At 66.9% G+C, this 25,923-nt stretch carries 31 protein-coding genes and 1 pseudogene; 10 read left to right on the forward strand and 22 right to left on the reverse strand.

Annotated elements, in window-relative coordinates:
* Positions 1-5: 5 nt before the first annotated feature.
* From P696_RS0121500 to P696_RS0121520, 4 genes are all read left to right on the forward strand, one after another.
* Complete coding sequence (locus P696_RS0121500) at positions 6-698, forward strand: hypothetical protein (protein ID WP_026413949.1); 693 nt, start codon at positions 6-8, stop codon at positions 696-698.
* The gene (locus tag P696_RS54665) at positions 695-2,476 is read left to right on the forward strand and encodes a serine/threonine-protein kinase (RefSeq protein WP_084337910.1); all 1,782 of its coding nucleotides are present in this window, start codon (positions 695-697) and stop codon (positions 2,474-2,476) included. The genes P696_RS0121500 and P696_RS54665 overlap by 4 nt, the downstream gene beginning before the upstream one ends.
* A gap of 51 nt (positions 2,477-2,527) precedes the next feature.
* Positions 2,528-2,698 (forward strand): hypothetical protein, encoded by a 171-nt coding sequence (locus tag P696_RS56990; protein ID WP_170026540.1) that lies wholly within the window; start codon positions 2,528-2,530, stop codon positions 2,696-2,698.
* Positions 2,699-3,094: 396 nt separating this feature from the next.
* A complete protein-coding gene (locus tag P696_RS0121520) occupies positions 3,095-3,442 on the forward strand; it encodes a DoxX family protein (protein ID WP_026413952.1) in 348 nt (115 codons plus the stop codon).
* A 255-nt stretch (positions 3,443-3,697) separates the two neighbouring features.
* On the opposite strand, the gene P696_RS56125 is transcribed toward P696_RS0121520, so the two are convergent.
* From P696_RS56125 to P696_RS0121550, 14 genes and pseudogenes are all read right to left on the reverse strand, one after another.
* Positions 3,698-4,063, reverse strand: coding sequence for a hypothetical protein (locus P696_RS56125; RefSeq protein ID WP_157429833.1), 366 nt, complete (start codon positions 4,061-4,063; stop codon positions 3,698-3,700).
* A gap of 5 nt (positions 4,064-4,068) precedes the next feature.
* Positions 4,069-5,316 (reverse strand): WXG100-like domain-containing protein, encoded by a 1,248-nt coding sequence (locus P696_RS56130; RefSeq protein ID WP_157429834.1) that lies wholly within the window; start codon positions 5,314-5,316, stop codon positions 4,069-4,071.
* Positions 5,317-5,342: 26 nt separating this feature from the next.
* Complete coding sequence (locus tag P696_RS54670) at positions 5,343-5,726, reverse strand: WXG100 family type VII secretion target (RefSeq protein ID WP_157429835.1); 384 nt, start codon at positions 5,724-5,726, stop codon at positions 5,343-5,345.
* Complete coding sequence (locus P696_RS54675; RefSeq protein WP_084337914.1) at positions 5,727-6,959, reverse strand: S8 family serine peptidase; 1,233 nt, start codon at positions 6,957-6,959, stop codon at positions 5,727-5,729.
* A 2-nt stretch (positions 6,960-6,961) separates the two neighbouring features.
* Positions 6,962-7,177, reverse strand: a complete 216-nt coding sequence (locus P696_RS56135) for a hypothetical protein (protein WP_157429836.1) — start codon at positions 7,175-7,177, stop codon at positions 6,962-6,964.
* Between the two features lie 777 nt (positions 7,178-7,954).
* Positions 7,955-8,278: pseudogene (locus P696_RS59380) on the reverse strand (WXG100 family type VII secretion target); the annotation flags it as partial.
* 15 nt (positions 8,279-8,293) lie between these two features.
* Complete coding sequence (locus P696_RS0121525; protein ID WP_026413953.1) at positions 8,294-8,743, reverse strand: hypothetical protein; 450 nt, start codon at positions 8,741-8,743, stop codon at positions 8,294-8,296.
* 577 nt (positions 8,744-9,320) lie between these two features.
* Entirely contained in the window at positions 9,321-9,749 is a 429-nt protein-coding gene (locus P696_RS0121530; RefSeq protein ID WP_026413954.1) for a DUF6210 family protein, read from the reverse strand.
* A gap of 40 nt (positions 9,750-9,789) precedes the next feature.
* On the reverse strand, positions 9,790-9,996 hold the full coding sequence (locus tag P696_RS47135; protein ID WP_034486091.1) for a DUF397 domain-containing protein: 207 nt from the start codon (positions 9,994-9,996) through the stop codon (positions 9,790-9,792).
* Between the two features lie 44 nt (positions 9,997-10,040).
* Complete coding sequence (locus P696_RS54680; protein WP_084337946.1) at positions 10,041-10,232, reverse strand: DUF397 domain-containing protein; 192 nt, start codon at positions 10,230-10,232, stop codon at positions 10,041-10,043.
* A 12-nt stretch (positions 10,233-10,244) separates the two neighbouring features.
* Entirely contained in the window at positions 10,245-10,472 is a 228-nt protein-coding gene (locus P696_RS54685) for a DUF397 domain-containing protein (RefSeq protein ID WP_026413955.1), read from the reverse strand.
* Between the two features lie 63 nt (positions 10,473-10,535).
* On the reverse strand, positions 10,536-10,826 hold the full coding sequence (locus P696_RS0121545) for a DUF397 domain-containing protein (RefSeq protein ID WP_342669031.1): 291 nt from the start codon (positions 10,824-10,826) through the stop codon (positions 10,536-10,538).
* Positions 10,775-10,978 carry a DUF397 domain-containing protein gene (locus P696_RS54690; protein ID WP_084337916.1) on the reverse strand — a complete coding sequence of 68 codons (204 nt, stop codon included), beginning with the start codon at positions 10,976-10,978 and terminating at the stop codon, positions 10,775-10,777. The genes P696_RS0121545 and P696_RS54690 overlap by 52 nt, the downstream gene beginning before the upstream one ends.
* A gap of 4 nt (positions 10,979-10,982) precedes the next feature.
* Complete coding sequence (locus P696_RS0121550; RefSeq protein ID WP_026413957.1) at positions 10,983-11,840, reverse strand: helix-turn-helix domain-containing protein; 858 nt, start codon at positions 11,838-11,840, stop codon at positions 10,983-10,985.
* 429 nt (positions 11,841-12,269) lie between these two features.
* On the opposite strand from P696_RS0121550, the gene P696_RS0121555 reads away from it, so the two are divergent.
* Together P696_RS0121555 and P696_RS52750 are read left to right on the forward strand one after the other, a co-directional pair.
* Positions 12,270-12,695: a hypothetical protein gene (locus P696_RS0121555; protein ID WP_157429837.1), complete on the forward strand. Its 426-nt coding sequence runs from the start codon at positions 12,270-12,272 to the stop codon at positions 12,693-12,695.
* Complete coding sequence (locus P696_RS52750) at positions 12,689-13,405, forward strand: ATP-binding protein (RefSeq protein ID WP_157429838.1); 717 nt, start codon at positions 12,689-12,691, stop codon at positions 13,403-13,405. Before P696_RS0121555 ends, P696_RS52750 begins: the two co-directional genes overlap by 7 nt.
* Positions 13,406-13,515: 110 nt before the next feature.
* Here P696_RS52750 and P696_RS47150 read toward each other — a convergent pair whose 3' ends face one another.
* The 5 genes from P696_RS47150 to P696_RS0121585 form a co-directional block, all read right to left on the reverse strand.
* Entirely contained in the window at positions 13,516-14,265 is a 750-nt protein-coding gene (locus tag P696_RS47150; protein ID WP_034486098.1) for a hypothetical protein, read from the reverse strand.
* A gap of 401 nt (positions 14,266-14,666) precedes the next feature.
* Complete coding sequence (locus P696_RS52755; protein WP_051467964.1) at positions 14,667-15,815, reverse strand: protein kinase domain-containing protein; 1,149 nt, start codon at positions 15,813-15,815, stop codon at positions 14,667-14,669.
* Positions 15,815-16,315 (reverse strand): DinB family protein, encoded by a 501-nt coding sequence (locus P696_RS47160; RefSeq protein WP_034486101.1) that lies wholly within the window; start codon positions 16,313-16,315, stop codon positions 15,815-15,817. The genes P696_RS52755 and P696_RS47160 overlap by 1 nt, the downstream gene beginning before the upstream one ends.
* A gap of 29 nt (positions 16,316-16,344) precedes the next feature.
* Entirely contained in the window at positions 16,345-17,655 is a 1,311-nt protein-coding gene (locus P696_RS0121580) for a GH1 family beta-glucosidase (RefSeq protein WP_026413960.1), read from the reverse strand.
* Between the two features lie 32 nt (positions 17,656-17,687).
* Complete coding sequence (locus tag P696_RS0121585; RefSeq protein WP_051467965.1) at positions 17,688-18,383, reverse strand: TetR/AcrR family transcriptional regulator C-terminal domain-containing protein; 696 nt, start codon at positions 18,381-18,383, stop codon at positions 17,688-17,690.
* A gap of 68 nt (positions 18,384-18,451) precedes the next feature.
* Between P696_RS0121585 and P696_RS0121590 the strand changes: the two genes are divergently transcribed.
* The gene (locus P696_RS0121590) at positions 18,452-19,948 is read left to right on the forward strand and encodes an FAD-dependent monooxygenase (RefSeq protein WP_026413962.1); all 1,497 of its coding nucleotides are present in this window, start codon (positions 18,452-18,454) and stop codon (positions 19,946-19,948) included.
* 25 nt (positions 19,949-19,973) lie between these two features.
* Complete coding sequence (locus P696_RS0121595; protein ID WP_026413963.1) at positions 19,974-20,933, forward strand: tetratricopeptide repeat protein; 960 nt, start codon at positions 19,974-19,976, stop codon at positions 20,931-20,933.
* A 10-nt stretch (positions 20,934-20,943) separates the two neighbouring features.
* On the opposite strand, the gene P696_RS0121600 is transcribed toward P696_RS0121595, so the two are convergent.
* Positions 20,944-21,285, reverse strand: coding sequence for an MmcQ/YjbR family DNA-binding protein (locus tag P696_RS0121600; RefSeq protein WP_026413964.1), 342 nt, complete (start codon positions 21,283-21,285; stop codon positions 20,944-20,946).
* Positions 21,286-21,340: 55 nt separating this feature from the next.
* Here P696_RS0121600 and P696_RS0121605 point away from each other — a divergent pair, with 55 nt between their 5' ends.
* Both P696_RS0121605 and P696_RS0121610 read left to right on the forward strand, forming a co-directional pair.
* Positions 21,341-21,913, forward strand: a complete 573-nt coding sequence (locus tag P696_RS0121605) for a TetR/AcrR family transcriptional regulator (RefSeq protein ID WP_026413965.1) — start codon at positions 21,341-21,343, stop codon at positions 21,911-21,913.
* A 76-nt stretch (positions 21,914-21,989) separates the two neighbouring features.
* Complete coding sequence (locus P696_RS0121610; RefSeq protein ID WP_026413966.1) at positions 21,990-23,210, forward strand: Cmx/CmrA family chloramphenicol efflux MFS transporter; 1,221 nt, start codon at positions 21,990-21,992, stop codon at positions 23,208-23,210.
* On the opposite strand, the gene P696_RS0121615 is transcribed toward P696_RS0121610, so the two are convergent.
* Positions 23,207-25,267 (reverse strand): M6 family metalloprotease domain-containing protein, encoded by a 2,061-nt coding sequence (locus P696_RS0121615; protein WP_026413967.1) that lies wholly within the window; start codon positions 25,265-25,267, stop codon positions 23,207-23,209. The two genes, P696_RS0121610 and P696_RS0121615, sit on opposite strands and share 4 nt — an antisense overlap.
* A gap of 162 nt (positions 25,268-25,429) precedes the next feature.
* Positions 25,430-25,912: a ribonuclease E activity regulator RraA gene (rraA, locus tag P696_RS0121620; protein WP_026413968.1), complete on the reverse strand. Its 483-nt coding sequence runs from the start codon at positions 25,910-25,912 to the stop codon at positions 25,430-25,432.
* Between the last annotated feature and the right edge of the window lie 11 nt (positions 25,913-25,923).

Here is a 25,923-nt window from a genome sequence, read left to right on the forward strand (position 1 = left end):
TGGCCATGGCGCTCGCGCTGACCGGATGCGGCGGCTCCCACAAGAAGAAGGCGGCTCCAAGTCCGTCCACTCCGACCACGACGCCCTCGAGCCCGCCTCCGACCTATTCCGCAGACCAGGTCAAGGCCGCTCTTCTAGCTCCGGCCGACATCAAGAAGGGCATCCATCAGATCAAGGTGGTTCTGGACCCGCTCAAGTTCGACAAGGTGCCCATCTGCTCTCTGACTGGCTTCAAAATGCCGGGGTCGCCGCAGCTGACGACTCGCCAGTTCGTCAATGACACCCTCGGGGCCGAGCAGTTCCAGTACGCCCAGCTGATCGCACGCTACGACGACACCGCCAGCGCGACCTCGGCATACTCCGCGCTGAACAGCGCTGCCAGCAAGTGCCCGAAGCGCCGTCACATCCCGCCCAAGAAGGTGACCGAGAACTTCACCATCTTCTCCCACAACGACACGTGGAAAGTCGCTGACAGCACCATTCAGTCCTGGACTCACCTGCAGGGAACCGAGCAGCAGGTGTATCCGCCGGATGCCACGAAGTTCAACGTGTACAACGTCTTCTATGACTACGCCTCACGCGGCAATGTCGTCATAGCGACCATGTATGCACAACGTACCGCTCCGAAGGCTTCGGCCGCGCCCATCGCCCAACAAGCCTCCACCGTGATCCAGAAGCAACTCGGCAAGTTCGGATGAGCCGGGGCCCATGGCGGCTTCCTGGTTACACCGAGCTCAAGGAACTGGGTTCGGGGACGCAAGGACGCGTCGTCCTCGCTCGCCCGGACGGTGGCGGTCTGCCCGTGGCGATCAAGTACCTCGCGCCGGATCAGCGAGCCGACCCACGCTTACAGGCGATGTTCCGGCAGGAGGCGGCGCTCCTGCAACGGGTGGTGGACCCGCACGTCGCCAGGCTGCTCGGCTACGTCGAAGGGCCTGACGGGTCTGCGATCCTCATGGAGGCGGTGTCCGGCCGATCGCTGCGCGCGGTACTCGACGGCCACAAGGGTCCGCTCGCCCCAGAAGCCGCACTGCTCACGCTCAAAGGCTCGTTGCTCGGGCTCGCCGCCGCTCACGCGGTGGGTGTCATTCACCGGGACTACAAGCCCGGCAACGTCCTCGTCCAGGACGATGGCAGAAGCAAGCTCATCGATTTCGGAGTGGCCGTCCTAACGGGCCAAGCTGGAATCGCGGGGACACCCGCGTACATGGCCCCCGAACAGTGGAGCGGTCAGCCTGCGTCTCCCGCCACCGATATCTATGCCGCCACATGCGTTTTCGTCGAATGCGCGTCCGGCCGCAAACCCTTCCAGGCTCAGACTCTGGACGACCTGCGAGCGCTTCATCTGCGCCAAGCACCCCGTTTGGACGGGATTCCCGAGCAGCTTCATCCGCTGGTCATGCACGGACTGGCGAAGGGCCCGGCACAACGCTTGTGGGACGCAAACACGTTCGTCGGTGAGCTTGAAGCGCAGGCGGTCAGCTCATACGGCCACGACTGGGAGCGCCGCGGCCTCATCGCCCTCGCCTCAGTCGCCGGGCTCATCACCGCAGCGATCCCCGCCGCGCTCCTGAGCGGAGCGTTCATCGCGTCCGGAGGCGCCTCAGCCGCTACCGCGACCGGCGCACTGTCGACCGGAGTGTCCGGTGCAGGAGTGTCAGCGGCCGGAAGCTCTGCACAAGCAGGTGCCGCTACGCAGGCTGCGGCGCAGCTCGGTGCCACCGGCACGAAGGGTGTGCTGTCGAAGGTCGGCGGCTCCAAGGGAGCGGTTGCGATCTGCGGAGCGGGGGCCGCGGCCACAGCGGCCGCCGTCCTCCTCTGGCCGTCCGGTCCGAAGGTGGGGGGACAGGCGAGCGGCACGTACGTCCTCTCGTTCACCAAGCCCGGCGTCCTGCTCGGCCAACCGAACATGCCCGCTTCCGAGACCCCGTTCATGCGGTTTCAGATCACCGTCAGTCCGGCGCGGGCTCGTCCCGGCACCCAGGTCAGCGTCGTCACCAGATTCAACGCCAGGAGCCCGTTCGGCGTCGCCTATTCAGCCGGCGGGCAGCGGCGATGCTACGGCGAGAAGAACCACCCCGCCGGACTCATCAAGAACTACAACTTCGGGATCGGCCGGGACGACGGGATCAAAGTCGGCAAGAACGAGGGCACCACAGCGCTCTTCCCCATCCCGCCCAACCGGCCAGGGACGATCCCCACGACGATCGGCCAGGTCATCAAGACCGTGCACCAGGTGAGCAACGACCACCAGCCCTATGTTCAGAGCGAGTGCGCCTACCTCAGCACGTTCGTGATGACGGACACCTTCATCCTGCCGTCCTCGAAGACGGTGAAGCCGGGCAGGTACCTGCTGTCCCAGAGCAACAGCCCGCGCATCACCCGGACCTCACGCGACAAGGTGGACATCCCTCCGTCCTCCGCCGGTGCGACGGCGACCGGAACCCTCCCCATCTTCACCGTGCTCCAGGAATGACAAGCCCTCGGATAACATCAGCCGACCCAAAACCAGGACAAAGGGCATGGAATGCACGATTACGTGGTCGGCTGGGGCACGCTGAGCCTGATCAACGCAGGTCTCGCCCAGGCCAAGGGGCGTAGCGGCCTCATCTGGTGGATCCTGTCGTTGTTCCTGGGCCCGGTGGCAACATTTCTGATCGTCATCTTGAACCGCCCGCCAGCGAAAGACCCCCGCTGAGCAACCCGCCAGCCACCAACCAGCGATGTGGCGCCACCGCCTGAGTTGACGTCATCGGAACGGCTACCTGTTCCTCACTCACCAACCCCCACCAGCGTGATCCCACCACCCGCCAGGGGCAACGCCCCCACCGCTCCAGCCGGACGTCCCGCCCGACCACTCCAACATGCGCCCCGCGCCGACGAGCCACGCACCTCGCGAAAGCTCCAGCCAAGCAAGGTCGGTACTAACGAGGCCAGAGGCCAGCAGGTGGACGGCTGACCCTTCGCGCAGCACAGGCATGCCCTCGTGGCCGCGCACAAGCACCTCAAAAATCTCTGTTCGCTCTTCTGTCACACACACGGCGTGAGCTCCGTCAGTGGGACGAAAGCACCGAGCGAACAAGGAGCACACGCCATGTCCACCGCCTACACCGTCGTCACCGTCCTGACCGCCGCCTGGATCGGATTCTCCGCCGTCTCCCTGCTCCGCCGGGCCGACTTCGTCACCCAGCCCCTCATCGAGTACGGCGTCCCCCGCGCCTACTGGACGGCCCTCGGCACCGCCAAGGCACTCGGTTCCCTCGGCCTCCTAGCCGGCCTCGCCGCCCCTGCCATCGGCATCGCCGCCGCCATCGGTCTGGCCCTCTACTTCCTGGGCGCCATCGCCACCGTCCTCCGCGCCCACTCCTACAAGACCCTCCCCTACCCCGTCCTCTACCTAGCCCCCGTAATCGCCACCCTCACCTTCGCCGCCACCGCCTGACCACGCCCTGACTGCCCGCCCAGCGTTGTCGCCCGAACGGCAGCGCGACATCAGCGGCACCACCCAGTTCACCACTTCCGCATCATTGACTCTGCTCGGCTGAACGCAGAAGCGCGCTGCCACACAACACCGATGTAGACCACGGCGACGCACTCAAGACGCTGGTTAACGCGCCATCCGGGCATCATCTCGTGTCAAATGCTGCGAAAATTTCGCGGTTTACAACCTGTCAAAGCATATCGAGAGGGTGCAGATTTATGGAAACGTGAGTGGAGGTTCACCAGGCACCTGAAGTTCCCACGAATCATCCGCCCCAGGCGCAAGGAGGACATGCCATTTATTCGAGAACACCATCCGGTGATCGCCGTCGTCGAAGATCGCCCAGGACAACGGCCTCGCCCCGATCAGCCCTTCCACTTCCCGCTGTGACAGTTCGGCAAAGGACGTCACAGGGGCTCCGTATGCCGGACTAGCTTTTTTCAACGGCAGGGCCGTGGATTCAAATGAGACCCCACCAGTGAGTTTCATCACAAGCTTTGGATGGAGTGCAATGTGAGTCACCTGAAGATCTCTGAACTGCAAGATCTTTCGATCTTCCCATGTTTCATAGAACTCACTCACGGGGCCTAATCTCCACTCTCTTCTGGCGGCTCGGTCACTTCTTGCTTGGGAAGCCTGTCCACGAAGTTCCCGATACTATCTTCCCCCACCCCTCCATCGGGAGTCTCGGGATACACTTCTCCAGTTTCGGGATCTATCCACATATCAGGATTCTTGTTCTTCCCATACCCCCGCCATCCCTTTTTACCTTTAACGGCATGAATAGCGTCTGCAATCTCCTGAGGAGTTCGATTGTACTTCCTTGCCAATTCGTTGATGTCTTGCGTAAGCTCGTCGCGATTTGGCGGATTTGCCGAATGATCCACCCATTCGCGGAGGACGCTGTCGTCCAACTCTGCCTGAAGAATCCTGACACTCGGGGCGTTGGCGGCACCCGTCGAAACTATGGTGATTATCTGGTCCGAGAGCACTCCGGCAGTGATTCCACTGACCGAATTCAATAGTTGACCCGCAACTTTAGCCAACATTGCGCGTACGGCCGCTGCTTCAGCTACCAGAGCGACGGGGTTCGCGGTCGCATCGTTGATCTGCATCTTCGCATCGCGTACGCCAACTGCGTACTGCTGACATGCTTTGGACAAGGCAAGACAGAGTTGCGGAAGTCCTACGAAGATGGTCCCAGAATTACCATCATTGTTTACTTTCTTCCAAAAATAGCCGAAGGCATCGACATCAGGAGCATCGCTGTGATGGACGACCTTCAGAACTGTTACGTGCAGGTCCCCGCGGGTCCGCTGTAGATAATCAGCCGCAGAGTTCCAGTACGATGCCACCCTGAGAAGGGCGACCTCATCAGCCGTAGGCATGTATTGCGCAATGCCGAAGAGGTCCGTCCCAAAAATCGAGTCAATTGGCGACTTCGGCGGGCTCTTGCTCGGGTCTCCAGCAGACGGGGGCGGACCGACGTTCAGAGGCCCAGCGACCTTCGGCCCTGTCAACAGCCCCATCGCCGGACTGGAGGGAACAAGCGAAAAACTATTACCCACCGTGGAGTGGCGATCCGCAGACAGATGGTTATTAGCCGTCTGTGTGAGGCCCTTGGCCATATCGCCGACCGTACGATGAAGTGCGCCAAATCCCTGCCAGGCGGCTTGGACCGCTCGATCATAAACTGGAACGAAGGCTGCCGCAGATCTGTCAGTGTCCGGGTTTCCCCCCATCCCCTTGGAAGTACCCAGACTGGAACCGAGCCTGCCCCAAAGGCTGCCGATTTCGGTCTGCGCCGAACCGGCATCCAGGGCCGAACTCTCCATGAGGGACGTATCAACCCAGACTCTCGTCAAGACATCCACATCCTGATGTTCGTTTCACTGGAGGTTCGGTAGTTTTTGTGGGCACGCAGAATCGAAGCATGAAGCCGGTCCAGCCACGCATGCATGTCCCTGGCTTGTCGATTCCACTCATTGCGCGCTGATACGAACGCTTCTTGCGCATCACCTTCCCAGCAACTGAGCGTCTTCAGGAGATCCTGCTCTAGAGAGTCCAGTTCCTCCTCCAGAGCTTTGAGGACAGCTTTAAAATCCGTCTCCGCATCTGTGAACCTGCTGAATTCTGCGCGGATTTCAGTCATGGATTCCTCGGATACCGGTGCCAAGTTGGCCTGAATTTCTTCACTGAAGCAGTGCACAGGCTTCAGTTCGAAACGCCCCGAACCCGATCGCACTCATGCTCTCCTGCCAGAGCCACGGATTCGCAGGAACCCAAATCCCGCAGTAAGCAAGATGGCCAACACTGCAACCACAGCCACCGTGATCTCCCAGAAGTTCGACGACATCTCTGAGGACGACTTCCGGGGCTGTGATGCGGAGTTCGGCAGAGCCGAAGAAAATGAAGATTTCGGGGAAGACGTCACGGAGGGGGCTTCCCGCTGCCAGCGTCCAAAGGCTTCGTAGAGCGGATTCCGTGCCGTCGCAGGAACCGGATGCTTTACAGGGTCGATGGCAGCGGCGATGTTCAAAAGTCCGAACCCGGTCCGGTCATTCCAGCCGGGAGCACCGATCGGACGTGCTGTGGCGAAAAGACGCTGGACTATAGTTCGCGCAGGCATCCCGGGGTTCTTTGCGCGGATCAGTGCGATGGCCGCCGATGTCAAAGCGGAAGCTGAACTGGTTCCGAATCCACCGTGGAGTCTGCCATGCTTGTCCACCAAGGACATATCCGCGCCGGGAGCGGCGATGGTGACATAGTTCTGCCGTTGAGTGCCCTTCCAGGGGCGCAGCTCCTTGGTGACACCGCCGACGCCGAGAACTCCAGGGCAGGATGCAGGAAGATCCGGCTCGTTTTCGGTATCCCCAGTGTTTCCAGCTGCCGCCACCAGGACCACATCATGCTTGAGCGCGTAGCTGATCGCTGGCGCCAACTGCGGATCGCAGTGCACAGGTGTGAAGGTGGTGGAATCCTGGCCAAAGGACATGTTGACGACTTTGGCCCCCCGATCGACTGCGGTCGTAATCGCATTGGCCAGCACGTCACCGCCCAGCGAGGAGACCGGGATCCTGATAGGCAGCACTTTGGCATCGGGCGCGATGCCCACATAGCCGGTGGTTCCCCCGCCCTGGCCTACCATCTGAACGCTGGTCGCGGTTCCGTGGCCAGGTGAGTCTGTATCCAAGTCGACACGTCCGTCAGTGCTGTGATCGAACAGATCGACACCGGGAACGATCGCACCGGAGAGCTCGGGCAGCTTGGCATTCACACCGTAGTCGAGGACCGCGATCGTGACACCGGCCCCCCGAGTCAACGGCCAAACCTTGTCCTGAATCGACCAGGTCCGAAACCACCACTCATCCGCACGCGGTGACAGACCCTCGGCATCGGCGGGCATCGGCATGTTGAAGACGGCAGCACTGGCGACCACCGCTGCTATCAGTCGGCGTCTGAGACGAACGGCGGCCATGCTCAGCTTCCGAACGGAGGTTCGGACGTGGGACGTTGCTCAGCGTTGCGTGCTTCGAGCTCAATGATGCGTGCCAGGGCTGCCTGCAACAGCGCCATGGTGTCCGGATCCGCCGTTTCCGTATCTTCAGCTGCGTCAGATGCTTGTGGTGCGGGCTCGCCGATAATGCCGGGGACAGACTCCACATCGCCGTCCCATAGGCTTCGCTCCTCGGCCAACCAGGCACCACGGTTGCGCTCGCGCGTTCTGTCCTCCCCTGCTCCTTGGCCGGCAGCCCCTGCAAGACCTGGTGACCCGGAACGCCCCGCAGCCCCTGCTCCAGGGTTTCTGGAGCCGGGCAAACTCCCACCGGACCGTCCTCCGATTCCAGATCCGGTGCCCAGGCCGGGAACCAGTCCGACTCCAGAGGAACCAAGGCCACCACCAGCGCCGGAGCCGCCGCCTCCCCCGAAGGGGAGCGAGCCTGGCGAACCTCCGATGCCCGGCCCGCCCCCCATGCCTGAATTCCCTGGCCCTGAACCTGTCCCTGGGCCGTTCATTCCGTTACTGGAGGGGTTGAAATCGGAGAGTTCGGTTCGATGGCTTCCGTTCTTGCCTTCAGGCCACCACTGTTTCGGCAGGCCGTTGCCGCTTCCATCCCCATGTGATGGGCCGCTACCCGAACCCCTGCCGGACGGATGCCAACTCCCGGTGCCACTGGGGTGATGCGATTGGCCACCGCCTGCCGAAGGGGAGCCAGAATGATGTGCCGAGCCCCCGCCCCCGGACACAGGCCCAGTTCCCCCGCCGGGGGCCGTGCCACCTCCGGATCCACCAAGCGGAGCCCAGCCGCTCTTGTCTCCGGTTGTTGCCCGAGGGAGCTTAGTGGTCAGGTTGTCCGGCATCGCTTGCCAGGTCTGGGTGATTCGGCTGTTGGCGCCTTGCATCCATTGCTGAGCTTCTTGAGTAGTTTTTGGAGTTGGCATGCTGGACTGGTACCAGGCCAAGTAGCTGTCGCCGTGGGCTTGGACAGCCCGGCCGGAGATGTCCGACTGCTGGTAGATCTGCATCGCCGCTTCATGCATGTCCAGCAGCTGCGCTTGAGCCGCGTTAGAAGCCGGCCCCGTCCACGCCTCCGCCAATTCATTGGAAAATGCCTTGAGATTCGCCACCATCTGCTCGTATGCGCCAGCAAAGCTGACATACGACTGCCCGGCGTGGCTGACGGCGGGCGGGTTAGTCCCCTTCAACAGCGCGACGATCTGCTCTTTTGAGGTGTAAGAGCTCGGTGAACCCGCAGGGGCCGAGCCCTTCAGTGGCACGTTATTGACGTTGCTCATCGCGTGGACTCCGTGTTACCAGGACGGGCCGGTGGCCTTGGGCGGCGTGGACAGCGGACTCGGCGCGTGGCTAGGCGGGGGGCTGGCCTTGAGCAGCTGGTCAAGTTTCTGGATCTTGGCGTCGATGACCTCCTCGTGCTCGTCGTAGACCTGCATCGTGGTGTTCAGCTTGTGAACCACGTCCCGCAGCGAATGAACGAAGGCGACGTGCTGAGCGGTGATTCCGCGATGCGCGGTGGCGACAGAGCTCGCGAGGCCGGCGGCTGCGTCCCATTGGCCGTAGGCGGATGCCGGAACCGAGGCGGCGGCGGTCAGGTGCGCGGTCGCCGAATCAATCATGGTCTCCAGGTAGCCCTCGAGCTTCCGGGCGAGTGGTCGCAGGTCGGCATGGACAACATCGGCGCCGCTGCTGGCGAGTCCCTTCCAGTTGTCCTGCGGATTGGTATTGGGGCCATCGTGGGCCATCGACTCCTCCGGGGGAGCAGAACGGACGAGGGGAGCGGGGACTCGACAGATGATCCTGCCCCAACTTCGCAAATCCGGTCAACCCACGTCATGCCACCAGCAAGACTGCTAGTTGCTGCGCTGGTTCTTGGCCGCACGACATCTCCTGACCTGCACATATTGCCAATTTCGGCTCAGAGTCGGCGGGAGGAGCGCCATTCATGTTGATCACGCAGGGTTGCCAGAAGGTTCGAGCAGGACAGCCCGGACATCGTCGGGCTCTGGCACTGTGCAGCGGCAATGCGGTATCTGACACCACAGAGCCGCGTGCGGACGAGGTTGCGCAGAGTGGCCAAAGCCTCGGCCCCATGAAGTTACGGATTGCTCACATCCCGCGGGAAGTCACGCCCGACAGGATCTAGGGCATCAAGGCGCCAGCGCCCTTGCACATCAACGCCAACCACCGCAGACGCCTGGACCGTTTCGTGGGTGCGCCCGCATCAGGCGGCTGCGGCGTCACGAGGCGTCTGGACAACCGAGGACGCACTCAGCAGTGCTCAGAAGCGTTGCTCGAGCGAATCACCCGCGACGGATCGCTTCAGTCGGAGTTGGGCCAGAGGAGTAGGCCGGGGCCGTCTGGGGTGAGGACGGGGATCCAGGCTTCGTCGGCTTCGTGGATTCTGGCGGCGTCCAGTTTCAGGGGGTGCGGTTCGTCGGTCTGGCCGTCGCTGGTCCAGTACCTGATTTGCTCGACGAGGTCGCGTAGTCTCGCGCGCTCCTGCTCGTCGGGCCAGGTGTAGTTCCAGGTGCCCGAGCCGCGGAAGTGTTTCTCAAACAGGTCACGGAGTCCGGCCAGGGCGTCCGAGGCGTGGAGCGGGACCAGGAAGCCTTCGACCTCGCCTTGGCGACAGGCGGTGCCGCCGTACTGCTGCTGGTAGACGACCCCCGTGGGCGCTTCGACCACTGCGAAGACCCAGCTACCGATGGAACCGTCCGGGTCGAGAAACACGTGATGGGGCGGAGGCATGTTGGACAACTTCCTCGTATGTGCCGGGACGGTCCAGGGGTCAGATGATCTTCGTCCGGTGGGTGAGGGCTTGCCAGTCGGCGGGGGTCAGGGAGAGACGGGAGCCTTCAGGGTCCTTGCTGTCGCGGACGCCGACCAGTTGGTGAGACAGGGCCGCGACTTCGACGCAGTCCTCGCCATGAGCGGTGCTCTGAGAGCTCTTCCGCCAGGCGATCGCATCGAGCTGTGTGAAGCGGGCGTCATGCATGCGTAGGCTCCCTTGCCAGAGCCTCGGCAGCGGCTCTGGGCAGATCATGTCGAGCGGACGACTTGAACGAGGACGCGCCACGCCTCGGGGCTGAACGTCAGTGCCAGTCCCCTGCAGTCTTTACTGTCACGGACCTGCGTTCCATTACCGCCCAGACTGGCCACCTCAACGCGGTTTCCACCGTTACCGCTGTAGGAACTCCTTCGCCATCTGGAGCGGCCGTCCGACGTGGGCATCACCAGCTCCTGTCAGTGCTGAGCATTCGCCGTCTCTCCGTACTTGATGCTGCGGACGAGCTGAGACCAGGTTTCAGGACTCACACCGACCACCGGTCCGTTGGGGTCCTTGGAGTCGCGGACGAAACAGATACCACCCAGATCTGTGACCTCGACGCAGTCACCTCCTCCGGGGCCACCGTCGCCGGAGTGGCTGCTCTTCCGCCACCGGGCGTGAGTGAGGGCCTGACGGTCAGCCATTCCGTACCCCGTTCGTCACGCGCGTTCTTGTTTACGAAGCGTCCGAGCCGGACGAGCGTCGCGTCAGATGCACTTCGTCCGGTGGGTGAGGGCTTGCCAGTCGGCGGGGGTCAGGGAGAGACGGGGGCCTTCAGGGTCTTTGCTGTCGCGGAGGCCGGCCTGGTGGTCAGGCAGGGCCGCGACCTCGACGCAGTCCTCGCCTGTCGCGGTGCTGTACGAACTCTTCCGCCAGACAATGGCGGGGAGTCCTCTCAGAGAGTCATCACGCATGCGCTGGCCTTTCCGAAGCTCGGAACGGCTGTTTAGGGGAGATCGCATCGGGCGGTGAGCATCTTGGCGTGGAAGGCGCGCCATGCACCGGAACTGAATGCAAGTTTCGGTCCGTCCGGGTCTTTGCTGTCGCGGACCTGCGTTCCACTGCCGTCAGATCCCCTGACTTCGACGCAGGCTTCCTGGCCCGCACTGCGAGTTGACTTACGCCAAGACCTTGTGGAGCGATCCTTCACGGATCTACCTCATCTCGTTGCGCACGTCTTTGATCAAGGCGCGCGACTCGTCCGGGCCCAGAGCTCTGGCTTTCAACTGGTCCAAGACTCTCGCATAGGTCGACACCTCGTCCACCTGCTCGAGATAGAGGCCACCCGTCTTGTGCTCGATGTAGGCGACGTCCGTGTCGGATGGGTGAGGGAAGCCCAGGATGTAGAAGCCCGTGGACATACTCGGATGAGCGCCTGCGCTGAATGGCAACACCTGAAGGAAGACCTGGCGCCGCGACAACTCATGCAGGTGTTCTAGTTGGGCCCGCATCACCGCTGGTCCGCCGACCTGGAGGCGAAGGGCGGCCTCTTGAACGATCGCCCAGATCTCCAGGTGCCCGTCCTCCGCGAACGCCCGGCGCTGACGCTCGGCACGGACTGCGATCGTGCGCTCGATCTCGTCCTCGTCCTGGACGTCGAGGTCGGCCCTGAGGACGGCGCGGGTGTAGTCCGGTGTCTGCATCAGACCGCCGATGATCTCCTGGTGGTACGACTTGATCGTCGAGGCCTCCTCTTCCAGCCCGACGTAGACGTCGAAGCCGGGCTTCAGCACGTCCCCGTACTTGTGCCACCAACCGCGCTGGCGCCCTTGACGAGCCAGAAGGGCCATGGCGTCGGTCTCGTGCTCACCCAGCCCGTAGAACCTGCACAGCGCGATGATGTCGGCGGGTTTTGGAGCATGGCTGGCGTTCTCGATGCGGTACAGCGTGGCCAGTGCGATCCCCGCATATTGGGCGGCTTCCTTGGGCGCCTTGCCGCTCCGAGAACGGAGCTGTCGCATTTCACGCGCGAGCCTACGACGCCGAACCGTCGGGCTTGTCCGAGATGCCAATTACATCCACCTTCCTGCTGGCTCGACATATCTTGCGAAAACAATCTTTGAGATTTCTCAAAGAAGGGCTTTACAGGCCGACGAGCCTCAATGACACTCAGCGTAGTGATGCCCGACACAGAGTGTGCGCGGGTCTGAGGATTCGCAGACACCTGGTGGCTCGCTCCGGGCGTGTTCTCGCCTGCGAAAACAAGCGGTCCCGGACACGGTGACGCAACCACCGGCCGGGACCTATCGGACAACGGAGGTCCGACTGTGAGACAGCGTCTCACGGGCATGGCCAGCGTCAGGGCGACGTTGGCCATGCCCGGCCATCCCACGAACTCGGCAACGGCACAGGCGCTTGACGTCGCTGCGACTCGGCCGCCGGTTGGCGTGCGGTTTGCGGCGGCGCCGTCCAGGGCTCACGTCCCGTGGAAGGTGCGGGACGTGGATCCGGACGCGGTGCTCACGCTTCTGCGGTGGCGGTATCCGGAAGCGGTCTGCTGGTACGGCGACTTCACCGGTCGCTACTGGTTCCTGTCCCCGTACCGGGTCCTGGTCGGGGCCAGTGACGCGAACGAGCTCGTCCGGCTGTTGGGCGTCTGTTTTCCGCCCAGTGCGCGTCCTCAGCAGAGCGGGGTCGGCGCTCGTCCTCTGCAGCGGCGGGCCGTTCGCGTGCAGCGGGCCAGTCGGCGGGCAGCGGCGGCGGAGGGGGCGGAGATGGCCGTCCGCATGACCTTGCCGGAACCGGCTGGGCGGAGCGGGCTGCTGCGGCGGCTGTTTGGCTGGATGGCCGGGCGGCAGGCCGCGACGCGCCAGGACAGGAGCAACGGCCGTGGGAAGCGGGTGGACCTTTGGGACGCCTCGTGGTGAACGGTGACAGGCCCGTGCTTCAGGCCGGGCAGGCGCAGGTGCTCTTGCTGCCGCCCGATCGGACCTGCGCTTCGATCGCGCGGTCGACTGTGGCGGTTGTGATGGGCGAGCTTGGGCTTCCGGACGAGCTGATCGACGACGCTTCGGTCGCGGTTTCGGAGCTGGCCACGAACGCGCTTCTCTACGGCGACGGCAGTGATGCTGAGCTGTGGATCTGGCTCCGGTCTCGTCCTGCGCCCGCGCTGGTCCTCAGCGTTTTCGACACTGGGCCTGGGCCGCTCCCCCATGCCGTCCACGGTGACCTGCTGGACGTCCATGGGAAGGGGCTGGCCATCGTCGCTGCGCTCGCGGAGACGTGCGGGGCTCGGCTCAGTCGGTCGCGGTTGCGGCTGGTTCCGGTGCGTGGGAAGGCCGTCTGGTGCGCGTTTCCGCTGCCGGAGGGGTTCGCGGTTCCTGTGCCTGTGCTCACCCCGGCGCGGGTTGGGCGTCAGTTGGTGCTTGAGCTGTGCAGGCGGGGGTTGTTCGCCTCGTTCGCTGGGGACATCGGCGGACGGTCCGTCCTGCTTGTGGACGGGTTGCGCGTCGAGATCACGCGTACCGAGGTGAGCTGGCGCAACGTCAACGGAGGTAGGGGCTGCTACCCGCTGGCCGATCTGCAGGATGCGATCGAGGCGATCACCAAGGACCTCAGCGCTCCCGAGCCGCTCTGACGCCTCGACCACTCCGACGAATCGTTCGCAGGTGTGTGACCGACCTGCTCCATCATCGACGCGGCAGGTCGGTCTGCGACTTCAGTGGGAGCGGCGCGAGGCAGGCATCGTCAGACGGTGTCCCCAGGCAGGGGCCACTCCTCAGGGAAGGCCAAGCGCAGACGGTTTTTGATCTCCTCACTTACGGCGGCCTTTCCCCAGCGGACGGCCGGGTTCAGGCAGTACAGGCGAACGGCGCGATGTGCGGATGGGTCCTTGCACATGAACAGTGCCAGGATCCGGACGGGCCAGATCAACTGAAAGATGTCCTTTGGCGCAAGCCCTGTCACCGCTCTCGGCAGCTGGTCCCAGACCAGACCCACCGATGCTTCGATCATGTCCTTGAAGGGCAGGATCAGCGCCCAGTCTGGGAGCGTCTCGCTCGCCGTCGTGAGCGCGGTTGTCACCGCATCCTTCGCCTCCGTGTACCCCTCTTTGAACTCGCAGAGTACGCGAGCCGTCTGTGCGAGCAGCTCACACCAGAAGTGCGTCTCGACCGCGCGGCGTTGGAACTGCTCGAGCCGATCAGGGCCGAACTTCTTCTTGAGAGCAGGCACCACATGCGTCTTGATGAACTCCGGAGTCTCCTGGACTGCTCGCTTTCCACCCTCGTTCCTGTTTCGGCGGAAGGGCTCACCGACCTGTTCCAGCCCCTCGCGGATGTCAGGAGAACGAGACATCCATTCCACGATGGCCGCGCGGGCTCCCTGAACTGCGGCTCGCTGCTCGTCCCTCGTCGAAGGCTTCGCGCGACCGTCACGGTAGGTGCGCTTCTCGAGTGGCCGCAGTGCGTTGATCCACTCCTGCTTGGCTTCGCGCACGTACTTAGCCGACGCCGCCCCGGACGGGTCGGATGCGATCGTGATCGCTCCCTGCCAACCGTGCTCCGTCCCGCCACACCCGCCACACGCACACGCCGGACGCCCTGCGTTCTCACAGTTCGAGTTGTGCCGCGGCCTTCCCGCCATCGCTCCTCCACCCTTAGTCACCTGGAGGACGCGATTTTCAGGCGGATATTTCTTCCTGTAAATGTGGCGTCAGCGAAAAGGGAGGTGCCGCTTCCGCTCTCGCTCTTCAAGAGTCACCGCAGGGGGAGGCGATTCGGGCGCTCACCAAGCAGCCACCTCACCCGTCCGAGAGATGGCGCAACGGCGTCACATGGCCCGATGAGCCACGACGGCGACAGGCCAGTAAACCTTCGAGGCGGGGTGGCCGGGGTCGGTCAGTCGGTTGGCTCGGTGAAGGGGGTTAGGGCCTGGCGGATTTGGGTGGCCAGGGCTGTTGTTTCTTGGTGGTTGGCGCTGGGGGTCTTGTAGAGCTCGTAGCCGCCGTCGAAGTGGCGGATGTTGTTGTCGCGGAACCAGTTGGGTTGGCCTGGGCTTGTGAAGGTGGCGACGACTCGGACGGCGTCGTTCTCGGTGATGACGCGGATGGTCTTCAGGTCGTCCCAGTCGATGTGGAAAGTCGTTGGCCTGCGGCGAGTCCGCGTTCTGCCGCGTTGGCGGACTTGCAGGCCCTCGGGGCCCACCGTGAGGACGTCCCGTTCAGGGGCCAGTTTCCAGCCGACCACGACGCCGAGTGCTGTGTAGAGCAGCTGCTTACCGGTGGTGCTGGTGGTGATCGTCATCGAGTACGGGTGGTTCCGGTGTGGGGACGGGACGCAGCGGTACTCGGCCGGATTCGGCGCTTCGGCAGTGAGACTGAGGGCCTGGGGACGGACGGCGGGCCAGGGCCTCGGTGGGGTGGCTTGGCGGTGGTGGAGGGCGGCGAACATTGCGGCGCTGTTCGTCAGGACGGCTCGCATGGATCCGGCGGCTTGGGACAGGAGAGCGGCGCGGGTCTCCGCTTCGTTCTCGGGCCATGCAGGCTCCGGGAAGGCATCCGAGAGCGGGTCGAGCGCGGAGGTCGGACGGGCCTGGAGGGTGATTTCGGTTGCGGTGGGGCGGGCGGATGGGGACTTGTCCAGGCACGATGCGATGAGTTCGCGCAGGTCGTCCGGGAGGCCGTTCAGGTCGGGGGCGTGGTAGGCGATTCGGTAGGCGAGCAACTCGGGTGGGCCCTCGCCGAAGGGGGCGCGGCCGGTTGCGGCGTAGGCGAGGACAGCGCCCAAGGCGAAGATGTCCGTTGGTGGGATGAGGTCGTGGTCGCGGGTCTGCTCGGGTGGCGTGTAGGCCGGATCTGGCGTAACAGCCGCTGCCAGGCGTGGGCCGTCCCGGGTCAGGAGGATCGTGTCCGGGCTCAGACCGCCGTGTGCAGCGGTGGACGTCGCGAGGAGGCGGGCCAAGTCTGCGGCCAGGGTTCGGACGGTCGCGGACGACAGGGGGCCGTCGTCGCGGATCAGATCGCGTAGGGACGGGGCGGAGGCGTCCATCAGGCGGAGGTGATCTGTTCGCGGAGGATGTCGGCGTGGCCGGCGTGCCTGGCGAGTTCCTCGATCATGTGGACGTAGATCCAGCGGAGGGTGAAGCGGCGGTCCTCGTGGGCGAACTCGTCGTCCAGCGCAAGGCGGGCGGCGATCTCGCGGGACTCGGCGCAGGTCGTCCGGTACAGGGCGAGGACGTCGGCGGCGGAGGTGTCGTCCGGGACGAACCAGCTGGCGTCCTGGCCGGCGCGTGGGCCCGCGAGTTCGGCCTCCGGACGGCCGCCCATGACGAGCTGGAACCAACTGCGCTCGTCGGCCGTGCAGTGGCTGACCAGGCCGATCGGTGTGGTCAGCGATGGGACGAGCCGGGTCCGCGCCTGCCTGTCGTCCAGGCCGTCCAGGCTCGCGGCGATGACGTCCCGGTAGCGGTCCAGGAAGGCTTCGAGGACGTCGCGCTCGGAGTGCGAGGTCGTGGCGGCGGCGACGCGTTCGAGGGATGTGTTCGCCATGGTGGCGACGGTAGCGCGGGACCCGGGCGTCAGGCTCGGGTGGCCCGGATGTGGTCGCGGTACCAGCCGAAGGACGCCTTCGGGGTGCGCTTCAGCGTCTCGTAGTCGACGTGGACGAGCCCGAAGCGCTGCCGGAAGCCCTCGGCCCACTCCCAGTTGTCCAGCAGCGACCAGACGAAGTAGCCGCGGACGTCCACGCCCTCGGACATCGCCGCCTCGACGGCGCGGATGTGGCCGTCCAGGTACTCGATGCGGCGGGTGTCCTCGAAAGGCTCGTCGTAGGAGCAGCCGTTCTCGGTGATGAGGACGGGCGGGAGGCGGTCGCCGTAGCGGTCGCGCAGGGAGACGAGGAGTTCGCGCAGGCCGTCCGGGACGACGGGCCAGTCGAACGCGGTGTGCGGGTAGCCGGGGATGTCGTGCAGCTCGAACGGCAGGTCAGGGGGCAGGTCGATGCCCGCGTAGCTCGACTCGCCCGGTGTCGGGGCTCCGACGAGGGACGGGTTGTAGTAGTTGATCCCGTACCAGTCGATCGGGGACGAGATGACGGCGAGGTCGTCCTCGACCGGGCCGGGCATGGCCTCGGCGAAGGTCTCGGGGTAGCGGCCGGTCAGGACGGGGTCGGCGAAGAGCCGGTTCATGATGCCGTCGTAGAGCTCGGCGGCGAAGCGGTCCTCGTCGCTGTTGCTCGCCGTCCAGACCGGTGTGTGGGACATCGCGACGCCGATCTGCCGCGCGCCCGCCGCGCGCAGGGCCTGCACCGCCCTGCCGTGGCCGAGCAGCAGGTGGTGGGCGACGGGCAGGGCGTCGAAGACGAGCTTGAGGCCGGGCGCGTGCTCGCCGATGGCGTGGCCGAGCAGGGTGACCTCGGCGGGCTCGTTGATCGTGATCCAGCGCGGGACGCGGTCGCCGAGGCGTTCGGCGACGAGGGCGGCGTACTCGGCGAAGCGGTCGGCGGTGTCGCGGTCCTGCCAGGTCAGGGTGCTCGGGGTGTCCCAGTGGAACAGGGTCGGGACGGGGGTGATGCCGCGTCCGACGAGTTCGTCCACGAGGCGGTCGTAGAAGTCGAGGCCGCGCTGGTTGACCTCGCCCGACGCCCCGGACGGCTGGACGCGCGGCCACGCGATCGAGAAGCGGTAGGCGTCCACGCCAAGGTCGGCGAGGAGCGCGACGTCCTCGCGGTAGCGGTCGTGGTGACCGGTCGCGACGCGGGCGTCCGAGCCGTCCTTGGCGGTGTGGGCGTCCCAGACGGACGGCCCGCGTCCGTCGGCGTCGAACGCGCCCTCGATCTGGAGCGCCGAGGTGGACACTCCCCACAGAAAGTCCGGAGAAAAGCCGCTCACGCGCGCACTCTATCCCCGAACGCTAGAAATCTTCATGTTCTGGGGATGCGGGCGGCCAGGCCGTCCAGGACGCAGGCCAGCCCGAGCTCGAAGGAGCGCTCGGCGGGGACGTCGCCCGCCTCGGCGACCCGCCGCGCGAAGTGCGGGTACTCGCCGCCGCCGACCACCTCGCGGATGTACGGGCCGACGCTCGCGCGCCACTCGTCCTCGGTCATGCCCGTGCGCCGGGACGCCTGGAGCTCGGCGATCTCGCCGCCGACCGCGCCGAGGACGTAGGCGGTCACCGTGTCCACGGCCAGCGCGGCGAGCGTGGCGTCGGACGTCAGCGTCCCGGCCACCGCGAGGACGGTGTCGTACCACCGCAGTGAGTTCGGGCCGAGCGCCGGACGCCCGGTCAGCTCCGCGCCGAGCCACGGGTGCCGCAACAGGAGGGTCCGCAGGCGCAGCGCGCATTCGCGCAGGTCGGCACGCCAGTCGCCGGACGGCGCCGGGAGCGCGTCCTCACCCTGGACGGCGTCGATCATGAGGTCGAGCAGCTCGTCCCGGCCCGCGATGTACCGGTACAGCGACGCCGTGCCGGAGCCGAGGTCCTTGGCGACGCGGCGCATCGACACCGCGTCCACGCCCTCGGCGTCCGCGATCGCGACGGCCCGCGTCACGAACCGCTCCACGCTCGGGGCCCGCCGGCGCGGCTCGCGCCGTTCCTTCGTCCACACCAGTCCGTCCATTGCGGACATCGTACCGTTGTGGCTACGGTGTAGCCACAACGGAAACGCCGTATCCACAAGGAGCCGTCATGATCCTCGTCGCCGGAGCCGGAACGGTCGGGCTGTCGACCGCGTTGTTCCTCGCCCACCACGGAGCGGACGTCATGGTCGTCGAACGCCGCGAGGGCCCGGACGTCCACCCGCGCGCCACCGGCGTCGGCCCGCGCACGCTCGAACTCTTCCGCGAGGTCGGCATCGAGGACGCCGTGAACGCCGCCGCCATCCCCATGACCAGCGGACTCGGCAAGATCACCACCACAAACCTCGCCGCCGCCGACATGGACGCCCTCGCCGCCGCGGCCCCGCCTCGTCCCGTCCAGATGACGGAACGGTTCGGGGACTTCTCCCCCGCCGCCCTTCGCGGGACCTGCCCCCAGGACCGCCTTGACCGCGTCCTCCTGGACGCCCTCCGGCAGCGCGGCGTCACCGTCTCCTACTCGACGCCGCTGATCTCCTTCACCCAGGACGCGACGGGCGTGACCGCCGTTCTCCCTGGTCAGACCGTCCGGGCCGACTACCTGGTCGCGGCGGACGGGGCTCGTAGCGGCGTCCGGGACGCGCTCGGGATCGGCGTGTCCGGGCCCGGCGCCCTCGGCGACGCGCTGACGAACATCCTGTTCGAGGCCGATCTGACCCCGTATACGCGTGGCCACTCTTTCGTCACCTGCAACACCGACACCGGGATGCTGGTGACGATCGACGGCACGCGGACGTGGGTCCTGCACGTCCGGCACGAGGACGGCATGACCGAAGCCCGATGCCGTGACCTGGTGCGATCCGCCGTCGGCGACCCCGGCCTCGACGTCACCGTCCGCGGCGCGGCGCGGTGGCGGGTGCGCGGACAGCTCGCGGACCGCTTCCAGGACGGCCGGGTGTTCCTGGTGGGGGACGCGGCCCACACCGTCCCGCCGGTCGGCGCGTTCGGCATGAACACCGGCGTCGCCGACGCGCACAACCTCGCCTGGAAGCTGGCCGCCGTCCTGGACGGCACCGCCGCCCCGGACCTGCTCGACACCTACGAGGCGGAACGCCGTCCCGTCGCCGCGCTCACGCTGGAGCAGGCGCTCCTGCGCCTGGCCGACCCGCGCCTGCACTGGGGCACGGGCCCGGAGGCCGCCGCCGCGCGGGCCGCCGCCGGAGCCGTCCACGCCCCGGTCGTGCACCTGGGGTACCGGTACGACTCGTCCGCGATCATCGACGCGCGGCCGGGCCTGCCGTCCGCCGAGGACCTCGTCCTGGACGGCGCGCCCGGCTCCCGCGTCCCGCACGCGTGGGTCGCGGACGGCGTCTCGACGCTCGACCTCGTCGCGTCCCGCTTCACGGTGTTCACCCGCAGCCCGTCCTGGGTGGCGTCCGCCGAGGCCGCGGGCCTCCCCGCCCACCTCGTCGACGCCGCGCATCTCAACGTCGACTGGATCCCCGAGGACGGCCTCCTCCTCGTCCGCCCGGACGGCTTCGTCGCGCTCCGCACGTCCGACCCGTCCACCGACCTCCGCAAGGCGATGCACCAACTCCTCATGGGGTGAACCGTTCGTCTGCGACCATCCCGAAATGGACGAACTCGAACGCGCGTGCGCCATGCTCCGGTACTGCTGGCGGGCCGTGGTCAACGACGAGCGCGACACCGAGGAGCTCGGCAACGCCTTCACCGAGACCCGCTGGCTGTACGAGGCGGCCCGGCGTCCGGACGACCTCGCGGTCACGACCGGGCTCGCCGCTCTGGCGTTCACCCGGCTCCAGGCCCACACGCAGGGCGAAGTCCTCATGCCCATGGCCTGGGGCGAGTCGTACGACGAGGGCGCGCCGCTGGCCGTCCTGGACGAGGACGACGAGACGGGCCGCCTGCTGGCCAAGGAAGCGATCCAGACGGCCCGGCGCGCGCTCGACGCCGACCCGGACGACAACCTCTCCGCGCTCACGCTCGGCCTCGCCCTGGAAACGCTCGACGAGACCGGCGCGGCGATCGACGCCTACCGCCGCGCGCTCCGGACGGACCCCGGCGACCTCGACGTCGAACTCCGCCTCAGGGCGCTCGGCGTCGAGGCGCCACCCGCACCTGACAAGGTGTGCCGCCACCCTCAGGGCTTCTTCCTCCTGAAGGTGAACGCCCGCGTGTCCAACAGCGACTGGGGCGACTGGGTCTGGCTGTTCGCCGACCACACCCGGATCAGGCCGATGGCCGACGAGATCGTGAGCGACCACCACTGGGAGGGCTCGTTCGAGGACGGCGACGACGACCGGTGGGACCCGGCGTCCGGTGCCTTCGACCCATCACCGGATAACAGCCTCCACCTGATCGTCCACCAGCCTGGAGAGCCCGAGGCGACCATCGACGTGTACCACGCGCTCCGACGAGCACCCAACGGGACGGTCTCTCTCGACTGGTCGGCGCTCCCCCTCCCCGGCCCGCTCGCCCCTCGACTGTCGCCGCACAGGCCGGTGCGCGCCGACTCCATGACCTACTTCCCCGGCGTCAACGGCCCCGAGTGGGAGGACGCCGAGCGCCCCTAGACCAGGGGGCTCAGAGGCCGAGGTAGGCGGCGGCCACGCGTTTCGGGACGACCATGCGCCACGCGTCGACGACGAGTTCGCGCATCTCGGCCTCGTCCAGGGCGGCGGTGTGGGCCTCGACCCAGTTGAAGCGCTGGTCGGACACGCTCGGCATGAGGAACTTGGACGGATCGGACGCGATGAGCCCGTCGCGTTCCTCCTTCGGGAAGGCGAAGCCCATGACGGTCTCGTCCCTGGAGAAGCCCACGTAGACGATCGCGCCCACGCGGAACTTCACGCGGTCCCTGATCAGGTGCTCCGAGGTTCGCGGGAGGGGCAGGGCCACGCGCCGGACGTCGTCAACCGTCACCATCCGCCCATTATGGCGTTATGGAATCTTGGTTCCAAAACGTGTTAACGTCGTCCGCATGGCACGACCGAGGACGTTCGACGAGACCCGCGCGGTCGAGGCGGCGGTGGACGCGTTCCGCCGCAAGGGATACGAGGGCACGTCGACCGACGACCTGTGCGCGGCGACCGGGCTGGGACGCGGCAGCATCTACAACGCGTTCACCAGCAAGCACGACCTGTTCGTCCGGGCCCTGACGCAGTACGTCGAGGCCAGGACGGCCCAGAGCGCCGAGTTGCTGGAGAGCGCGGCGCCGTTCCGGGAGAAGGTCGCGGCCCTGCTCGGCAGCGTCGTCACCGAGGAGTACGAGGACGGGCTCGCCTGCCTGGTGGTGAACACCAGCGTCGAGCTCGCGCCGCGCGACCCGGAGATCGCGCGGCTGCTGGAGCGCGACTACCGGCGGCGTTTCGAGACCGCCAGGGCGGCCTGCGAACGCGCGATCCGGGACGGCGAACTCGCTGCGGACCGCGATCCGGACGCCCTCGCCCACTTCGTCCTCGCCCAGGTCAGCGGGCTGCGCATCGCCGCCCGCTACGGCGCCGGACGCGCCGCGCTGGAAAGCATCGCGGCCACGGCCCTCACCGCTCTCTGATCACCGCACGAGCCCTGAACAGGCTTGCCATGCGTTTATTTTGGAATTCGAAATACAAAATAGGGGTGATGTGACGATGCCGCTGGCCATCTGGGTGCTCGGCTTCGCGATCTTCGCGCAGGGGACGTCGGAGTTCCTGCTCGCCGGGCTGCTGGAGCCGATGGCGCGGGACCTGCACGTCACGGTCCCGACGGCAGGGCTGCTGATCTCGGCGTACGCGGTGGGGATGGTGGTCGGCGCGCCCGTCCTGGCGATGGCGACACTGCGCTGGCCCCGGCGACGGGCCCTGCTGCTGTTCCTGGCCGTGTTCGCGGTGGCGCACGTCGTCGGGGCGCTGACGCCGGGATACGGGGTGCTGTTCGCGTCGCGGCTGGTCGGAGCGGTGGCGTGCGCCGGGTTCTTCGGGGTCGCGGCGGTGACGGCGATGGAACTCGTCCCGGCGGACAAGCGGGCGCGGGCGCTCGCCATCGTTATCGGCGGGATCACGGTCGCGACGGTCTTCGGCGTCCCAGCGGGGACGTTCGTCGGGCAGTACCTCGGGTGGCGGGCGGCCTTCTGGGCGGTCGCGGCCCTGACCGTCCCGGCGTTCGCCGGAGTGGCCCTCACCCTCGACAACGCGCGCGCCGACACGAGGGCCGTGCCGCGGGTGCGGGACGAGCTGCGATCGATGGCCCGCCCCGCGCTGTGGGTCGCGTACGGGACGACGGCCCTGTCGTTCAGCTCGATGATGGCGACGTTCGGGTACCTCGGGCCGCTGCTGACCGGGCCCGGCGGACTCGGCGAACGCTGGGTGCCGATGGTGCTCGCCCTGTTCGGGGTGGGGTCGCTGATCGGCATCACGATCGGCGGGCGCGTCGCCGACGCGCGTCCGTTCGCGACGCTGTACGCGGGGATGGCCGGGGTCGTGCTGACCTCCGCGGGGATCGCGCTGACCGCGTCGCATCCGGTCGTGGTGATCGTCCTGGTGTTCCTGATGGGCGTCGCGGGGATGGCGACGAACCCGGCGGTGAACGTCCGCGTGCAGGCCACGGCCGGAGAGACCCGGACGCTGGCCGGGGCCTCGGTGACCTCGGCGTTCAACGTCGGGAACACCCTCGCGCCCTGGCTCGGCGGGCTGGTCGTCAGCGCCGGGCTCGGGTACGCGTCCGTCCCGTGGGTCGGCGTCGCGATGGCGGTCGGCGCGCTGGGGACGGTCGTGTGGGCGTCCGCCCTCGACCGCCGCCGGAACGCGGCGTCGCCGCCGGTCGCAGGGGCTGCCCTGGAACCGGCGGCGACGACGTCGGCCGCGCTCGACTAGGAGACGTGGCAGGTGGCGGTACCGGCCTTGGACGGGTCGGACTCGGACGCGGCCGAGAACGAGACCTGCGCGTTCTTGTCCGCGCCCGCGCCCGGCTTCGCCCAGACCTCGACCTTCGTCGTCCGGCCGTTGGACGCGGCGGCGATCGAGTTCGGCAGCCAGGTCGTCCAGCCCTTGGCGGACGTCGCGGCCTTCAGCCGGAACACGTCGGACGCGGTGTACCCGGTGCCGCCCGTCCCGGTGTTGCGCAGGACGGCCGTGCACTTCCGCCAGCCGCCTGCCGCCGGGCCCTCGCTGTCGGTGGCGAGCCGGACGCCGCGCGCCTGCGGGCCCGAGCCGTCCAGCGCCCGGACCGCGACCGTGTACGACAGGACGCCCGTCTTGTCGCGCTTGAGGTTCAGCACGTAGAAGTGCAGCTGGTTGGCCTGGTCGACGTACTCGTACTGGCTGCCGGAGTCGTTGCCCGCGTGGAACAGGGCGTCCGACAGCTGCCGGTAGTCACCGATGGTCATCTTCTGCGGCGTGCCGTCCGGCAGGACGAAGTCGGTCTTGTCGATGTCCTCGGGGTGGGCGTCCTTCACCCAGATGAACGGCGCGCTGTCCTTGTCCTTGGTCTTGGCCAGCAGGACGCCGGAGTCCGTGGTGAACGAGTCGAAGCCCATCCGGTCGACGACCTCGACCGTGTAGTTGTCGTAGCCGCCGCCGTCGCACATCGGGTCCGTGGACGTGTCGCATCTGGGGCTCCTGTCCCCGCCCGCGCCCAGCTTGACGTTCACGCCGGTCAGCCCGCCGGACCCCGGCGTCACCTCGCGCGCGGTCACGTTCGCGACGACGAGCCCGCCGGAGGCGAGGGTGTCCCGGTCCACCTGGAGGACGTTCTTCGGGTCCACCATGTTCAGCTTCATCTTGTTGCGGAGCATGTGCTGCGCGCCCATGGACGCGCCCGCCGCCGCCGGGATCAGCCACCGGCTGTGCGGGCCGCCCGGCCCGTTGAAGCTGCCGCGGCTCAGCATCTCCCACGGCCCCGAGTAGTCGCGGCGCGCCGGGATCGAGTAGGGGTTGTTGTAGTTGTCGCCGATCCCGAGGATGTGGCTGAACTCGTGCGCGAACACGGCCATCCCGGAGCTCTCCGCCTGGATGGAGTTGCCCGGGATCGCGTTCGGCCACAGGCTCGCCCCGGCCTTCCAGGACGTCCAGGGCACGTACCGGGTCTTCACCCAGTTCGGCAGGGCCGGGTCGGGCGAACCCCACTCGCGGGGCACGTCCTCCTTGGTCTGGAACTTCATCTGGCCGAACTCCTGCCAGGTGGAGCTCTCGTCCTGCCCGGCGGAGAGGAAGAAGACCATGTCGTACTGCTTGGCCTTCTCCTCGCCGACGTCGGCGACCCACGCGGCGGTCGCGTCCGCCCGCAGGTCGCGCTGGCAGGTGTCGCCCGCCGGGCAGCCGGTGCCGCCCTGCATGCCGTCCACGCCGTACTCGTGGCTCTTGTGCTGGAGCCGGTACGCGCCGAAGCCGGTGAGGTCGACGCCGAACCGTCCGCCGGAGTCCTCCATCCAGTACTCGTGGAGGGTGTGGCCGTGGTTGAGCTCCTGCGGCTTGTTCAGGAAGTCCTGGTAGAACCGCGCCACGTCGGACCTCGGGACGTCGCCGACGGACGTCGGGTTGCCGAAGATCGTGGAATTCTTCGGCTTGGTGATGACGAAGTCCTCGTCCGGGTAGTCGACGAGGACGACCGCGCCCCTGAACGTCTTCACCGACCCCTTGCTGGCCGGGTCGGCCCAGGTCGTGCCCGGGACGGCCTTGTAGTCGTCCCAGGTCATGGTGTCGGGCAGCTCGTAGTTCTGCGGGTCGATCGGCGCTGGCGCGCCGGCCTTCGCCGCGCGGACCTGCTGGCCCTCCTGCCACGGCTGCGTCCGCGGCCACTGCCGCATCTGCCAGGGGTTCGGGGTCGGCTTGGGTACGGACGGCGACGCCTGGGCGGCGGCGGGCACGGTGGTCAGCCCAAGGGCGGCCAACGCGAGCGCCGCGGGCACCAGGAGAATCCTGTGCGCGCGCATGCTTCCTCTTGTCTCCGGGGTCGCCTGCGACGCTAGGAACGAACCCCCACCTGGAGCAATGTCCGCATCGGACGAACCGGACCGCCGTTCCCTGGCAAGCCACGCCCGTTTACCCCGGAGAAGATCGGAAAGAACACGCCGGGCCGCCGCCCCCGGCGCGTCTCAGGCGAGGAGGTCTCGGGTCGCGACGACGATGCCGTCCTCGTCGCTGTAGAGCCAGTCGCCGGGCGCGAAGCGGACGCCGCCGAACTCCACCGGGACGTCCCGCGCGCCGACGCCGTCCTTGGCGGACTTGCGCGGGTTGGAACCGAGCGCCTTGACGCCGAGGTCGAGCCCGCGCAGCGCCACCACGTCCCGGACGGCCCCGTTGATCACGACGCCGGACCAGCCGTTCGCCACCGCGGACGCCGCGATCATGTCGCCCATCAGCGCGGACGCGAGCGAGCCCGCGCCGTCCACGACCAGCACGCGGCCCTCGCCGGGCGTGTTCAGCACCTGCTTGACCAGGCCGTTGTCGCGGTAGCAGCGGACCGTCACGACCGGCCCGGCGAACGCCGAACGCCCGCCGAACGTCCGGAACTGGGTCTCGCAGGAACGCAGCTCGTCCCCGAAGTCGTCGATGAGGTCAGCCGTGGCGAAATCCATGCGCGGCAGCT

This window comes from Actinomadura oligospora ATCC 43269 (genome assembly GCF_000518265.1).
In the GTDB taxonomy this organism is placed as follows: Bacteria; Actinomycetota; Actinomycetes; order Streptosporangiales; family Streptosporangiaceae; genus Spirillospora; species Spirillospora oligospora.